The organism is Microbacterium sp. 2MCAF23 (assembly GCF_052115565.1).
Lineage (GTDB): Bacteria > Actinomycetota > Actinomycetes > Actinomycetales > Microbacteriaceae > Microbacterium.
This window is the reverse complement of record NZ_JBFRGY010000007.1, coordinates 83,864-98,069: the sequence shown is the minus strand read 5'-3', so window position 1 is coordinate 98,069 and position 14,206 is coordinate 83,864. Positions and strand designations below refer to the sequence as shown.

The 14,206-nt window shown below is 71.5% G+C and carries 10 protein-coding genes; 4 read left to right on the top strand and 6 right to left on the bottom strand.

What is annotated here, in order from left to right:
* Positions 1–80 precede the first annotated feature (80 nt).
* Together AB4078_RS09170 and AB4078_RS09165 are read right to left on the bottom strand one after the other, a co-directional pair.
* Positions 81–1,556 carry a carboxylesterase/lipase family protein gene (locus AB4078_RS09170; RefSeq protein ID WP_441976857.1) on the bottom strand — a complete coding sequence of 492 codons (1,476 nt, stop codon included), beginning with the start codon at positions 1,554–1,556 and terminating at the stop codon, positions 81–83.
* 167 nt (positions 1,557–1,723) lie between these two features.
* Positions 1,724–2,290 carry a TetR/AcrR family transcriptional regulator gene (locus tag AB4078_RS09165; RefSeq protein WP_441976856.1) on the bottom strand — a complete coding sequence of 189 codons (567 nt, stop codon included), beginning with the start codon at positions 2,288–2,290 and terminating at the stop codon, positions 1,724–1,726.
* 164 nt (positions 2,291–2,454) lie between these two features.
* Here AB4078_RS09165 and AB4078_RS09160 point away from each other — a divergent pair, with 164 nt between their 5' ends.
* Both AB4078_RS09160 and AB4078_RS09155 read left to right on the top strand, forming a co-directional pair.
* The gene (locus tag AB4078_RS09160; protein WP_441976855.1) at positions 2,455–3,762 is read left to right on the top strand and encodes an MFS transporter; all 1,308 of its coding nucleotides are present in this window, start codon (positions 2,455–2,457) and stop codon (positions 3,760–3,762) included.
* 81 nt (positions 3,763–3,843) lie between these two features.
* Positions 3,844–5,376, top strand: a complete 1,533-nt coding sequence (locus AB4078_RS09155) for a carboxylesterase/lipase family protein (RefSeq protein ID WP_441976854.1) — start codon at positions 3,844–3,846, stop codon at positions 5,374–5,376.
* Positions 5,377–5,524: 148 nt separating this feature from the next.
* Here the strand turns inward: AB4078_RS09155 and AB4078_RS09150 are convergent, their stop codons facing one another.
* Complete coding sequence (locus AB4078_RS09150) at positions 5,525–6,148, bottom strand: TetR/AcrR family transcriptional regulator (RefSeq protein ID WP_441976853.1); 624 nt, start codon at positions 6,146–6,148, stop codon at positions 5,525–5,527.
* A gap of 147 nt (positions 6,149–6,295) precedes the next feature.
* Between AB4078_RS09150 and AB4078_RS09145 the strand changes: the two genes are divergently transcribed.
* Complete coding sequence (locus tag AB4078_RS09145) at positions 6,296–8,563, top strand: glycoside hydrolase family 3 C-terminal domain-containing protein (RefSeq protein WP_441976852.1); 2,268 nt, start codon at positions 6,296–6,298, stop codon at positions 8,561–8,563.
* 222 nt (positions 8,564–8,785) lie between these two features.
* Here AB4078_RS09145 and galE read toward each other — a convergent pair whose 3' ends face one another.
* From galE to galT, 3 genes are all read right to left on the bottom strand, one after another.
* Positions 8,786–9,763: a UDP-glucose 4-epimerase GalE gene (gene galE, locus AB4078_RS09140; protein ID WP_441976851.1), complete on the bottom strand. Its 978-nt coding sequence runs from the start codon at positions 9,761–9,763 to the stop codon at positions 8,786–8,788.
* Positions 9,764–10,010: 247 nt separating this feature from the next.
* Complete coding sequence (galK, locus tag AB4078_RS09135) at positions 10,011–11,156, bottom strand: galactokinase (protein WP_441976940.1); 1,146 nt, start codon at positions 11,154–11,156, stop codon at positions 10,011–10,013.
* A gap of 182 nt (positions 11,157–11,338) precedes the next feature.
* The gene (gene galT / locus AB4078_RS09130) at positions 11,339–12,619 is read right to left on the bottom strand and encodes a galactose-1-phosphate uridylyltransferase (RefSeq protein WP_441976850.1); all 1,281 of its coding nucleotides are present in this window, start codon (positions 12,617–12,619) and stop codon (positions 11,339–11,341) included.
* 187 nt (positions 12,620–12,806) lie between these two features.
* On the opposite strand from galT, the gene AB4078_RS09125 reads away from it, so the two are divergent.
* Complete coding sequence (locus AB4078_RS09125) at positions 12,807–13,763, top strand: LacI family DNA-binding transcriptional regulator (protein WP_441976939.1); 957 nt, start codon at positions 12,807–12,809, stop codon at positions 13,761–13,763.
* Positions 13,764–14,206 lie beyond the last annotated feature (443 nt).

Sequence of the window (14,206 nt, the reverse complement as noted above, 5' to 3'; positions counted from 1 at the left end):
CCCTGCTCCCTGGGCGGCGGGTTCGTCGTCACCGCCGGGGTCGTCTCGCTGCGCTCGCTCAACGACTCCCGGGAGCGCCCTCACGCCAGCGGCAGGGCCCCGTCGTAGGCGGTCGCGGACAGCGCCGGCTCTGCCGGTCCAACACCGAAGACGCGCGAGAGCCCCGGATCCGTGCGCCACTGCGGCCAGCCCGGATCGCCTTCCTCGACGAATCGGGCCGCCACGCCGTGCATCTCGGTGGCGAGGTGCTGCGGCGGGGTGGGACCGGCCAGGCGCTCCACGAATGGATCCTCGAGCACGTCGAACCAGAAGGGCACGTCGAGGCAGTGGCACGACCACCCCTTCGCCGGGGACACCCAGGCGAAGCGGTAGGCCCAGGTGGGGGCGTCGCCTCGGGCCTGCGCGGCCCGCACCACGAGCGAGCGGAACACCCGGTCCGTCACGAACCGGCCGAGCAGCGCCGGTGTGCCGCGCCGGCGCTGGGCGCGGTTCGCGGCGAGGTACGCCCGGCGCACGCTGCGATCGCGGCTCAGCAGCATCAGCGCGAGCGCTGCGGGGACGAACCGCAGGACGCCGGGAGCCCGGTCCATCGTCATGGTGAATTCGTCGTCGGTGGCCCCCAGTAGCAGCGGCTTGTCGGCGCCGATCCCGTCCCGCAGCGCCTGCACGGCGGGCCGCGGCACGACGTCACCATCGACCACCGGGCCCCAGGGCAGCCCGTCGGCGAGCGGGGCGAGCAGGGCCTTCAGCTTCGTGGCCCCGAGCAGCGCGGCCTTCGGCTGCGCACGCTGCAGGGTGCGCTCCGGCACGGTGCGGAAGCCTTCGGCATCGGGCGCGCAGCCGAGCAGCACGCCCAGCGCCCGCGTGCGCCGCGCCGCCAGGTCGGGGTCGATGTCCGCCAATGCGGGGGAGAAGGCCATCGCCGCATGGAACAGGTGCTGCGCGCGCTCCAGGCCGAGCAGGGTCAGCACTGCGCCCGCGCCGGCGGACTGCCCCGCGATCGTCACGCGCGACGGATCCCCGCCGAACGCCGCGATGTTGCGCTGCACCCACTCCAGCCCCGCGATCCAGTCCAGCACGCCGCGATTCGCCGGAGCGCCCGGCATCAGGCCGAAGCCGTCGAAGCCGAGCCGGTAGGACACGGACACAGTCACCACGTCGTCGCGATTGAACGCGGCGCCGTCGTACCAGGGGCTCGCGGGCGAGCCGTCGACGTAGCCGCCGCCGTGGATCCACACCATGACCGGGCGGGATCCGCCGACCGACGGGGTGAACACGTTCACGTTCAGCGTCGCGGCGCCGGGGATGCTCGGTTCGGGGATGAGCGTCTCGCCCTTGTCGCCGCGTTGCGCGGTCGGGCCGAAGGCGGTCGCGTCGCGCACCTCGGTCCACGGCGCGGGAGGCTGCGGGGCGGCGAACCGGCGCTCGCCGGTGGGTGCCGCGGCGAACGGGATTCCGAGGAATGCGGCCGAGGCGCCGGGGGTACCGGGCTCGCCCCGCCAGAACCCGCGCACGGGACCGGTGTCGGTCTGGGCGAGGGGTGCGTCGGCGGTCATCCGATCAGCGTATCCGGCCGCCCCGATGGGGTCGTTGAGCGAGGACGCGCTTGCGCGACCGAGACGAAACGCGGTGCTCTCACCGGCGGCGTTTCGTCTCGCGGAGACGCGCACTGAGCGAGCGCAGCGAGTCGAAGTGTCGCTCAACGACCCCACGGACCGCTCGCTCAGGGCCTCAGCAGGGCGAAGAACCGCTCGATGTCCGCGGCCATGTCGATCGTCGGATCCAGCAGCCATGCGTTCTGCAGCCCGTCCGCGAGCGCGTGCCCGGCACGGATGATCCATTCGGGATCCAGGTCGCTGCGCATCCGCCCCTCCATCTGCGCGACGGCGATGGCCTCCCGAGCTGCGGCATGCACCCGCGCCGTCCGCTCGAGGAAGAAGTCGTGCGCGGGGTGGGTCGGGTCGGCCGCCTCGGCCTGCAACTGGGTGTACAGCTGCACGAGCCCCGGCACGTCGGCGTTGTGACGCACCACCAGCAGGAAGCCGTCGAAGAACTCGATCTCATCGCTGACGCCGATGTCCTGCGCATCGCGGGCGCGCAGGATCTCGACGAACAGCTGCTCCTTGGTGCCGAAGTAGTGCAGCAGGCCGGCAGGGCTCAGCCCCACGGCGTCGGCGATCTCGCGCACCGAGGCGTTGCGATAGCCGAGCCTGCCGACGATCTCGAGCGCGGCCTCGAGGATCTCCTCGCGCTTGACGACGCCCTTCGCGTACGCGCCTCGTTTGGCCATGGAGCCAGGATATCCGCCGTGACGAAACACGAACGAACGTCGGTTTAGGGGATTGAAACCCTTGCAGCGTTCAGGTTTGAGTGTCACAATCGAGTCGGATCCAGAAACCAAACACGGTTCGGGATTTGGATCCGGACCCGATCCGCTCGACGAGGAGCCGCCCCATGACCATCACCCCTCCCGATCCCGCCGCCGAGATCGCCCCCACGGGGCTCATCCGGGCGACCGCGCCCGCTGCGGGGGAGCCGGCGGCGAGTCCGCCGGCGACCAAGCGGCTGCTGCCCAGCCTCCTCATCGCGTCGATGACGCTGTTCGCCACCTACGGCGGGCTCATCGCGATCCTGCTGCCGACGCAGATCCTGCTGCTCGACGAGAAGAACAAGGTCGCCAATCTCGCGATCGTCACGACGACCTCCTTCATCTTCACGCTGTTCGCGCAGCCGATCGCGGGCGCCCTCAGCGACCGCACCCGCTCGCGCTTCGGCCGGCGCGTGCCGTGGATGGTGCTCGGCGCCCTGGTCGGCGGCGTGCTGCTGCTGGGGATGGGCTCGCTCACCGATCTGATGTGGATCACCGTGTTCTGGGTGGTGATCCAGGTCGCGCTGAACTTCCTGCAGGCGCCGCTGACGACCATCACGGCCGACCGCTTCCCGCGTGCGAAGCGCGGCGGCGCGAGCGCCATGATCGGTCTCGGCACGCAGCTCGGCATGACGGTCGGCGTCATGCTCGCGGTCGGACTCGGCGCACAGCTGGGCCTCGGCTATTCGGTCTTCGGCATCGCCGTGATCGTGGTCACGATCCTGTTCGCGCTGTTCAACAAGGACTGGTCTTCGAAGGATGCGGAGGTCGAGCCGTTCCGCTGGCGCCCGTTCTTCAAGGGCTTCTGGATCAACCCGCGCAAGCACCCCGACTTCTTCTGGGCCTTCACCGGCCGCTTCCTGCTGATCCTGGGCTACTTCGTCGTCTCGGCGTATCAGCTGTACATCCTGACCGACTACATCAAGCTGCCGCTGCAGCAGGCGCAGGGCGCCGTGATGACCCTGACGCTCGTGGCCTTCGTGCCGACGCTGATCGCGATCGCGCTCTCCGGCTGGTGGAGCGACAAGGTGGGCCGTCGCAAGGTGTTCATCTACGTCGCGACCGTCGTCATGGCCGCGGGGCTCGCGTTCCCGCTGATCATGCCGAACATGACCGGCATGATCCTCATGAGCATCGTCAACGGCGTCGGCTTCGGCCTGTACATGTCGGTCGACGCCGCGCTCATGACCGAGGTGCTGCCGAACGAGGGCACCTCGGCCGGCAAGGACCTCGGCATCCTCAATGTCGCCACCAACATCCCGCAGGCGCTGAGTGCGCCGATCGCCGCGGTCATCATCGGATCCCTCGGGGGCTATCCGGTGCTGTTCGTCTTCGCGATCGTGTTCGCGGTCCTCGGGGCGATCGCCATCGCACCGATCAAGTCGGTCAAGTAGCAGTCCGCCGTCCCTGCGGCCGGATCGGATCCCGTGCGGCCGCAGGGAACGGCAGCAATCTCCTCCACGAAAGGAACTCCGATGGAGAACACCCAGACCTCGTCCGTCGCGGCAGGCGCCGCGCTCGCGCAGCCCGAAGTGCGGATCGCAGAAGGCGTCGTCCGCGGGCGCTGGCGCCCCACCACGGGTGGCAAGGGCAATCCGCAGTCGGCGGCGTTCCTCGGTATCCCCTTCGCCGAGGCGCCCGTCGGCGAGCTCCGCTTCGCAGCCCCGGTGCCCAAGGCGCCTTGGGAGGGCGTGTTCGATGCCGCGGAGTTCGGCGCGACCGCGCAGCGCGGCGACCCCGGAGTGACGCTCATCCCCGAGCCCAGCGTCGAGGGCGAGTCCACGCTCAACGTGAACGTGTACACCCCGCTGGTCCCGGCCGACGGTACCGGGGACGCGGCAGGCATGCCCGTGCTCGTCTACATCCACGGTGGCGGCTACTTCGCCGGGTCCCCGGCCAGCCCCTGGTACGACGGGCGCAACTTCAACCGCGACGGCGTCGTGACCGTGACGATCTCGTACCGGCTCGGCTTCGACGGATTCGGCTGGATCGAGGATGCCCCGTCGAACCGCGGCGTGCGCGACTGGTTGCTCGCCCTGGACTGGGTGCAGCGCAACATCGCGGCCTTCGGCGGGGATCCGGGGCGTGTCACCATCGCCGGGCAGTCCGCCGGCGGTGGCGCGGTGATGACCCTGCTCGGCATGGAGAAGGCGCAGCACCTGTTCCACGGCGTGTATGCGATCTCGGGCGCGCTCGCCGATGTGTCGGCCGCGCGCTCGGAGGAGTTCGGGCGCCGTCTGGCCGCCGAGCTCGGCGTCGCCCCGACCCGGGAGGGCCTCGGTGTGCTAAGCGAGGAGCGGATCCTCGAGGCGCAGAAGAAGCTCACCGCCTTCGACGGCGGTGACATGAGCGACATCGTCGAGAAAGGGCTCCCGCTCGGGCCGTCCGTCGACGGCGACCTCATCCTGCGTCCGACGCCCGAGTCGTTCCGCGCCGGTGTCGGATCCGACAAGCCCCTCGTGCTCGGCGCCACCGATGACGAGTTCACGATGGCGACGGCCGATGCCGGCAGGGCTATGGCACTCGTGCCGAAGGGGATCCTGCTCGGCAAGCTCGGGGTGCCGAAAGAAGCGCGCAGGCCCTACCTCGCCGCGAACGCCGATGTGCTCGCGAAGGGCAAGGCGCGCCTGGCCAGGCGTGTGCTGACGGATCGGATGTTCCGTGTCGCGATCCTGCGGGTCGTGGCAGATCGCGGTGCGGCCCCCACCTGGGTGTACCGGTTCTCCTGGCCGTCCGGCACCTTCGGCTTCGCCGAGCACTGCCTCGACGTGCCGTTCTTCTTCGATTGCCTGGACGGTCCCGCGATGGTGCCGCTGGCAGGGCCCAACCCGCCGCAGACGCTCGCGGACGAGGTGCACGAGGCCGCGGTCGCGTTCATCGTGGGCGGGGACCCGGGCTGGTCGCGCTACGACGCCGCGACCGGGATCGCGCGTGTGTACGACACCCCGTCGCGAGACGTGGCGGACGCCTACGCGTCGGTGCGGCCGCTGCTCACCACTGGTCGTTGAGCGAGCACGGTCGAAGGTCGCGCGAGACAAAACGCGGTCGCCTGCGAGGTCGCCGCGTTTCGTCTCTGCGTTTCGACTCGCCTTCGGCTCGCTCAACGAACGCGGCTGCGCCGCCCTCGCTCAACGAACGCGGCTGCGCCGCCCTCGCTCAACGACCCCGGGGTTGCTCGACCGAGTCCGGCGCGGGTGCCTGCATGAGGTCGAACAGCGTCTCGATGAGGGCCGTCATGTCGAGCTCCGGTTCGACGAGCAGCTGCATCTGGGCGCCGTCCGAGACGGCCTGCAGCAGCCGCGCGGCCAGCATCGGATCGATGCCGCTGCGGATCCGGCCCTCGGCCTGAGCGTCGGCGATCGTCCCGGCCCATCGATCGCGCAGGCCGGCGCCGCGTTCGGCGAAGAAGGCGCGGGAGGGGTGCTCGGGGTTCGCGGCGTCGGCCGCGAGGCGGGTGAACAGCTCGACGAGCCCCGGCACGCGGGCGTTGTGGCGGACGATGTCGAGATAGCCGTCGCGCATCTCGTCGAGGTCGGCGGCCCGCGCGGCCCCGAGATGGCCGGCCATGTCGACCTCATCGCGCGTGCGCAGGATCTCGACGAACAGCTCGTCCTTGCTGTCGAAGTAGTGCAGGAGGCCGGCCTGGCTGAGGCCGACCGCCTCGGCGAGCTCCTTCACGGAGGCCCCGTGATAGCCCTCGCGGGCGACCACCGCGAGGGCTGCGTGCAGGATCTCCTCGCGCTTCGCGATGCCCTTCGCGTACGAACCTCGTCGTGCCATGACCCGAGACTATCCCGGCCTCTGCTGCGATGGATTCAAAACCGAGTAATACTTGCTTTTTATCCCACAACCTGATCGACTGACCCTGCCCGTCACCCGAGACTGGCCCTGCCCGTCACCCGAGAGTCGTCCACGAAGGAGTCGACAATGACATCGCCCCGCGATCACCTGCCCCAGCTCAGCACCGAGGAGAAGGCGTCGCTGACCAGCGGCAAGGACTTCTGGACGCTCAAGCCCATCGAACGCATCGGCGTGCCGTCGATCATGGTCACCGACGGCCCGCACGGCCTCCGCAAGCAGGCCGCGGAGAGCGATCACCTCGGCCTCAGCCAGAGCGTCCCGGCGACCTGCTTCCCGCCGGCGTCCGGACTCGGATCCGCCTTCGATCCCGAGCTCGCCGAGCGGGTCGGAGTCGCGCTCGGCGTGGAGTCCGCGATCGAGGACGTCGCGGTCATCCTCGGCCCCGGCATCAACATCAAGCGGTCGCCGCTGTGCGGGCGCAACTTCGAGTACGTCTCCGAGGATCCGATCGTGTCCGGCGTGATCGGTGCGGGACTCGTGAAGGGGATCCAGTCGCAGGGGGTCGGCAGCTCGCTCAAGCACTTCGCGGCGAACAACCAGGAGTTCGAGCGGATGACCGCCTCAAGCGACGTGGATCCCCGACCGCTGCGGGAGATCTACCTGCGCGGCTTCGAGCGCGTCGTCACCGATGCCCAGCCGTGGACCGTGATGTGCTCGTACAACAAGATCAACGGCGTGTATGCGTCGCAGGACCCGTGGCTGCTCACGCAGGTGCTGCGCGACGAGTGGGGCTTCGAGGGTCTCGTCGTCTCCGACTGGGGCGCGGTGAACGACCGCGTCGCCGCACTCGTCGCGGGACTCGACCTGGAGATGCCCGGCAGCGACGGCGCCCCCGATCGTGCCGTGGCCGCCGCCGCAGGATCCGACCCGGCCGTCGCAGCTGCGCTGGACGCCTCGGCCGCTCGTGTGCTCGACCTCGTTGGTCGCGCCCAGGCGCGCCCGGACGTCGCCGGCCCGCTCGATGTCGAAGCCCACCACGCCCTCGCCCGCGAGGTCGCCGGACGGTCGATCGTGCTGCTGCGCAACGAGGCCGTCGACGGGGCTCCGCTGCTGCCGCTCGCCGAGGACGCCTCGATCGCACTCATCGGCGAGTTCGCCCGCACCCCGCGGTTCCAGGGCGGCGGCTCCTCGCACATCAACCCGACCCGCGTCGACTCCGCGCTCGACGCCCTCACCGCCGTGGCCGGCGAGCGGGTCGCGTTCGCGCCGGGCTTCGCCTTCGATGCCGCGGCGGACGGACAGGACGCCCTGCGCGACGAGGCCGTGTCGCTCGCCGCCTCCCGCGATGTCGCCGTGGTCTTCCTCGGTCTCACCGACGCCGAGGAGTCGGAGGGCTTCGACCGCGAGCACATCGACCTCGCCGCGCACCAGCTCGCCCTGCTCGACGCCGTCGTCGCCGCGAACCCGCGCACGGTCGTCGTGCTGTCGAACGGCTCCGTCGTGGCGCTGCCGTTCGCCGACCGCGTGCCGGCGATCGTCGAGGCGTGGCTGCTGGGCCAGGCCGGCGGATCCGCGACTGTCGACGTGCTGCTCGGCGCGGTGAACCCGTCGGGCCGGCTCGCCGAGACGATTCCGCACCGCATCGCGGACACCCCGGCGTTCGGCAACTTCCCCGGCTCGAACGGGCACGTGCGCTACGGCGAGGGCATCTTCGTGGGCTACCGCTGGTACGACGCGCGCGACATCGCGGTGACCTACCCGTTCGGCCACGGCCTGTCGTACACGTCCTTCGCCTACGGCGCCGTCTCCGCCGAGGTCACGGCGTCGGGCGACATCATGGTGACGGTCCCCGTCACGAACACCGGATCCCGCGACGGCCGCGAGGTCGTGCAGGTCTACGTCGCGCCCGTCGCCTCCGCTGTGGAGCGCGCGCCGCGGGAGCTCAAGGCGTTCGCGTCGGTCGAGATCGCCGCCGGGGCGACCACGGACGTGCAGCTGATCGTGCGCCGGGAGGACCTCGCGTACTGGGACGTCCGCGTCGACCGCTTCGTCGTCGAGGGCGGCGCCTACCTCATCGAGGCCGGCGCATCGAGCCGTGACCTGCGCGGATCCGCGACCGTCGACGTCGCCGGGGACGCGGTCGTGATCCCGCTCACGCCCGAATCCACGCTGGCCGCGGTGTTTGCGCACCCGGTCGCGGGTCCGATGGTCGCGGGCGCGTTCGCCGCGATCCAGGAGCAGTTCGGCGGCGAGGGCGACGGCATCATGTCGGGCGAGGCCATGGCGAAGATGATGGGTTCGTTCCCGCTCGGGCGCCTCCCCGCGTTCGGCTGGGGCCTCAACCGCGAGGGCGTCGACCAGCTGATCGCCGCCGCGAACGCCCCGCAGGCGTAGTCCGCCGCTCGGCCCACGGAACGCGGCCTCCCGTCGCGGAGGCCGCGTTCCTCATGTCGGCAGCCGTCGAGGCCGGATCCTTCCCGTTCAGGCGGACCCCATCCCGTTCACTGGTCGCGAAATGCCGTTATGGACCGCGGAGAACGGCAATACGCGACCAGTGAACGGTGATGCCGAGGGCCGGCCGGAGCCGGATCCCGGAGTCGGATCCCTGATGCCTGATCAGCCGGCGTGCCGGCGTGCCTCCCAGCCGGAGCGCACCATCTCGTCGACCGTGTGACGCATCCGCCAGTCCAGGTCGCGCGCGGCGAGCTCTCCCGTCGCGACGATGCGGTCGGGGTCGCCCGGGCGGCGCGGACCGATCTCGGGTGTGAAGGCGATGCCGGTCACGCGGGCCATCGCGTCCATGATCTGGCGCACCGAGAGGCCGTCGCCGGATCCGAGGTTGTAGGCGGCCTCGATCGGCTCACCGGCGATCATGCGCTGCGCGGCGGCGACATGGGCGGCGGCGATGTCGCCGACGTGCACGTAGTCGCGCACGTTCGTGCCGTCCTCGGTGGCGTAGTCGTCGCCGTTGATGCGCGGTGTCTCGCCCGCGAGCAGCTTCTCGAACACGATCGGGAACAGGTTGTGCGGGCTCACGTCGTAGACGGACGGATCCGCGGATCCGACGACGTTGAAGTAGCGCAGCGACGTGTGCACGAGAGGTGTCTCGGATCCGGCGGTCGCGACAGCCTGGTCGCGCAGCAGCCACTCGCCGATGAGCTTCGACTCGCCGTAGGGGCTGGCTGGGCGCTTCTCGGTCTCCTCGACGACGAGCGGGACGTCGGGCGTGCCGAACACCGCGGCGCTCGAGGAGAACACGATGTTCGCGACGCCGGCCGCGGCCATCGCCTCGAGGATCACGCGCGTGCCCTCGACGTTCTGCGCGTAGGTGTGCAGCGGGCGCTGCACCGAGACCCCGGCGTACTTGTACCCGGCCACGTGGATCACGCCCTGCACGGCGTGCTCGCGGAGGGTCCGCTCGATCAGGTCCCGGTCGAGGATGCTGCCCTGCACGAAGGCGACGCCCTCGGGCACGAACGATGCGACGCCGCTGGAGAGATCGTCCAGCACGACCGGCGTGAGCCCGGCCTCCGCGAGCGCGCGCACCACGTGCGATCCGATGTAGCCGGCGCCGCCGGTGACAAGCCAGGACATGGGTCTCCTTCCGTCGCGCGGTTGCGCGGGTCTCATTCTGGCAGGGGGCTTGCTGGAGGTTCGCCAGGGCGGAGCGGATGGCCGGATCCGCGAGTTCGCGACTCTCCGAGGCTCGAACCTGCACCCCGATCACGTACCGGCCCGTGCTGACCGCGAGACTCCATCTGGGTAACGAGACTGCTCATCTGGACTGCAGTCTCGTTGCGCAGATGAAGTCTCGCGGTCAAGAGGCAGGGGATCCGGCGGATCAGACGTCGCGGTGCGGGCCGGCCGAGGGGACGACCGTGAACAGGTGCGGCTCGGCGAAGCCGGCCTCGGCGAACGCCGTGCGCACGGCCTCCGAGACGGCCGGCACGCGGTCGTGGTCGACGAGGGCGATCGCGGCGCCGCCGAACCCGCCGCCGGTCATGCGCGCCCCGATCGCGCCGTGCGCCAAGGCGGTGTCGACGGCCGTGTCGAGCTCGGGGATCGAGATCTCGAAGTCGTCCCGCATCGACGCGTGCGAGGCGACGAGCAGGTCGCCGATCGCGCGCGGTCCGTGTGCGGCGAGGGCCGCGACCGTGTCGAGCACGCGCTGGTCCTCGGTCACGACATGGCGCACTCGGCGGAAGTCGACGTCGTCGAGCAGCTCCGCGGCGCGCGGCAGATCCGCCTCGGTCACGTCTCGCAGCGCTGCCACGCCGAGGGCGGCGGCCCCGCGTTCGCAGGACTCGCGGCGCTCGCGGTAGCCGCCCGTGGAGTGGGCGTGCTTCACGCCCGTGTCGATCACGAGCACCTCGAGCCCGGCCTCCGCGAAACCGAGCGGGATCGAGCGGGTCTCCAGCGTGCGGCAGTCCAGGAACACCGCGGCGTCGGCCTGCCCGAGCGTCGACGCCATCTGATCCATGATCCCGGTCGGGGCACCCACGGCCTCGTTCTCGGCGCGGCGGCCCGCCTGGGCGAGCGACACCGCATCGAGGCCGAGGCCCCAGAGCTCGTTCAGGGCGGCGCCCGTCGCGCCCTCGATCGCGGCGGACGACGACAGGCCGGCACCGACCGGCACCTCGGAGGCGATCGCGATGTCGATGCCGGCGAAGGTTCCCGCAGCCCAGGCGGGAACCAGGGCGCGCAGTGCCCATGCCACGCCGAGGGGGTAGGCCGCCCATTCCGGGACGGTCGGTCCCTGGGCTCGCCCCGCGGCGCCGTCGGACGGGAAGAGCGTCTCGAGATCGTCGAGCGCGACCTCGACCGGCTCCTCGGCGAACGTGGAGGCGACGCGGATCCGCCCGTCGACCCGCAGGCGCACGGCGGCGGCTGTGCGGTGCTGGATCGCGAAGGGCAGCACGAACCCGTCGTTGTAGTCGGTGTGCTCGCCGATGAGGTTCGCGCGCCCAGGGGCCGACCAGACGCCCATGGGCTCGGATCCGGTCAGGCTGCGGAACAGTTCCGTCGCGGCGCCGACCGCAGGGGGCGTGGAGGCGGAGGCCGCGGGGGTGGCGGCGGTGGGCGCGGCGCCGACCGCGGGCGACGCGGGAGCCGCGGCGGTGACGGCGGTGGGCTCGGTGGCGACCACGGGGTCGGTGGCGCGAGCGGGGGTCATCGGGTCTCCTCGACGGGCAGGGGGACGGATGCGATCGCGTCGCGCAGGCGCGCGGCGGCGTCCTCGGGCAGGATCTCGGCGGTCCATGCCGACATCGCCGACTCGGATCCGGCCAGGAACTTCAGCTTGTCCGCGGCGCGACGGGGACTGGTGAGCTCGAGCCGCATCCGGATCTCGTCGCGTCCGACGTGCACGGGCGCCTGGTGCCAGGCGGCGATGTACGCGGTGGGCGTCTCGTAGAGTGCGTCCACGCCGCGCAGCAGGTGTAGGTAGAGCGGGGCGAGCTCGTCGCGCTCGGCGTCGTCCAGCGCGGTGAAGTCGGGCACGTGCCGGTGCGGCATCAGCTGCACCTCGAGCGGCCAGCGCGCGGCGAACGGCACGAACGCGGTCCAGTGCTCGCCCTGCAGCACGACCCGCTCCGATCGCTGTTCGGCGTCCAGGATCCGGTCGAACAGATCGGAGCCGGTGCGGGCGATGCTCTCGCGCAGCCGCTGCGTGCGCGGGGTCACGTACGGGTAGGCGTAGATCTGCCCGTGCGGATGGGGGAGGGTGACGCCGATCGCCTCGCCGCGGTTCTCGAACGGGAACACCTGCTCGATGCCGGGCAGCGCGCTCAGGGCCGCGGTGCGGTCGGCCCAGGCCTCGATCACGGTGCGCGCACGGGCGACCGACTGCGTGCCGAAGGACCCCGCATGCTCGGGGCTGAAGCAGACGACCTCGCACCGGCCCACGCTGGTGCGGGTGCGCTCGATGCCGATCGCCTCGAGGTCGGCGAGGCCCTGGGGCGGGTCGACCGCGGCCGGGGCGGCGCCGGCGGCATCGGCGAGTGCCGGGCCGAACGACGGGGAGCGGTTCTCGAACACCGCCACGTCGTAGCGCGACGGCACCTCGGAGGGGTTCGTCGGAGACTGGGGTGCGAGCGGATCCGCATCTGCGCTCGGCATCATCACCCGGGTCTGGCGCTTGGTGGCGAACGTGATCCAGTCGCCGGTCAGCACGTCCTGGCGCATCGTCGCCGTCTCGGGGCGGGGATCCAGGGTGCGGGAATCGATCGAGCGATCCGCGGTGAGGGCGGATCCGGCGTCGTCGTAGTAGATGAGGTCGCGGCCGTCGGCGAGGCGCGTGGCGCGCTTGACCACGCCGGCGCCGAGCGCAGTGACCTCGACGGAGGTGCCGGGTCCGGAGGCCGCCGCAGTGCCGGAAGCTTCGGCCGTGCTACCCGAGGCCGCGGCGGCGCCAGTGGCTGTGCCGAACTCAGGCTCGATTTCCATGTTCACGTAAACACGATAGGGCACGCGGCGTGATAGCGTCAACACTCCTGAGATCGGCACGCGCAGGGGCCGGCAGGGGAGAGGCGGGCCGATGCCGAAGCACGACGACGAGCTCGAGGAGCTGCGGCGGATCGCCGGCGGAGAGTCGTCCGCGTCAGCTCGGCGCGGTCCGAAACCGACCGGGCGCGTCTCGATGGCGATGGTCGCCGCACGTGCCGGGGTGTCCGGGCAGACAGTCTCCCGCGTCGTGAACGACAGCCCCCGAGTGGATCCGGCCACGCGGGAACGGGTCGAAGAGGCCATGGCCGAGCTCGGCTACCGTCCGCATCGCGCCGCTCGGGCGTTGCGCACGGGGCGATCCGAGACTCTCGGCGTGGTCGCGCAGACCCTCGCCACGGTCGGCAACTCCGCGCTCCTGCAGGCCGTCGCCGAGGCCGCGGAGGCGCGGGGCTACGCGCTCGCCGTCGTCACCCTCGGGGCCGAGGGGCGCATCGGCGAAGCCTTCGATCGGCTTCACGACCAGGGCGTCGACGGGGCGATCGTGCTGAACGAGGCCTCCGCGCTGGCCCGTGACGCGGATCCGGCCGGGCTCGCCCTCGTCGTCGTGGACTCTCCCGCCGACCCGCGGTTCACCGTCATCGGCACCGACCATGCGGCGGGCGCTCGTGCGGCGACCGCACACCTGCTGGACCGCGGGGCCGTGACCGTGCACCACCTGGCGGGGCCCGAAGGCTCGTTCGCCGCGGCGGAGCGCGAGCGCGGCTGGCGGGAGGAGCTCACCGCGCGGGAGCTTCGGATCCCCGACCCGGTGCGCGGGGATTGGAGTGCGGGTTCGGGCCACGACCGTGGCGGAGTGCTCGCCGCCGATGCATCGGTGACCGCCGTCTTCGCTGCCAATGACCAGATGGCGCTCGGCCTGCTGCGCGCGCTCGCCGACGCCGGCCGGCGCGTGCCCGAGGACGTCGTCGTGCTCGGTTTCGACGACATCGCCGACGCGGCCGAGTTCCGCCCGCCGCTGACCACGATCCGGCAGGACTTCGCCGCGCTCGGCGAGCAGGCTGTGCGCCTCGTCGTCGACCGGGTCGAGGGGCGGGATGCGCCGGATCCGGCTCTGCTGACGCCCGCGTTGATCGTCCGCACCAGCGCTTAGCCCCGCACGAGCGCGTATCCCTGCACCAGCGCGTGGCCCCGCACGCCCTCCGGGTTCGGGATTCGTTGCCACCCTGCGAGCCCTCGGATCCGAGATTCGCTGCCGCCCTTCGGCTCCGCGTCCGCGTTTCGACTTCGTCGTCCGGATCCGTCCCTCGGGCTCCGCTTCTTCCGTTCAGGTCGCACTTTCTGCTCTTCCCGTGGCGTTTTGGAGCAGAAAGTGCGACCTGAGCGTCGACGATGACGCGATGAAGGTGGCGGGACGGCGGAGGTGGCGCTGCTGATGCCGATGCTGGGGCGCTGGGGTGCTGGGGTGCTGGGGTGCTGGGGTGCTGGGGTGCTGGGGTGCTGGGGTGCTGGGGTGCTGGGGTGCTGGGGTGCTGGGGTGCTGGTGCTGGTGCCGATGCTTGGGCGCTGGGGTCCTGGGGTGCCCGTCCCGGTCCC

Coding starts and splice junctions, on each gene's coding strand:
- AB4078_RS09160 (WP_441976855.1), top strand. CDS start 2,455: ATGACCATCACCCCTCCCGATCCCGCCGCCGAGATCGCCCCCACGGGG.
- AB4078_RS09145 (WP_441976852.1), top strand. CDS start 6,296: ATGACATCGCCCCGCGATCACCTGCCCCAGCTCAGCACCGAGGAGAAG.
- galK (WP_441976940.1), bottom strand. CDS start 11,156: ATGGGCGTCTGGTCGGCCCCTGGGCGCGCGAACCTCATCGGCGAGCAC.
- AB4078_RS09155 (WP_441976854.1), top strand. CDS start 3,844: ATGGAGAACACCCAGACCTCGTCCGTCGCGGCAGGCGCCGCGCTCGCG.
- AB4078_RS09165 (WP_441976856.1), bottom strand. CDS start 2,290: ATGGCCAAACGAGGCGCGTACGCGAAGGGCGTCGTCAAGCGCGAGGAG.
- AB4078_RS09125 (WP_441976939.1), top strand. CDS start 12,807: ATGGCGATGGTCGCCGCACGTGCCGGGGTGTCCGGGCAGACAGTCTCC.
- AB4078_RS09150 (WP_441976853.1), bottom strand. CDS start 6,148: ATGGCACGACGAGGTTCGTACGCGAAGGGCATCGCGAAGCGCGAGGAG.
- galE (WP_441976851.1), bottom strand. CDS start 9,763: ATGTCCTGGCTTGTCACCGGCGGCGCCGGCTACATCGGATCGCACGTG.
- AB4078_RS09170 (WP_441976857.1), bottom strand. CDS start 1,556: ATGACCGCCGACGCACCCCTCGCCCAGACCGACACCGGTCCCGTGCGC.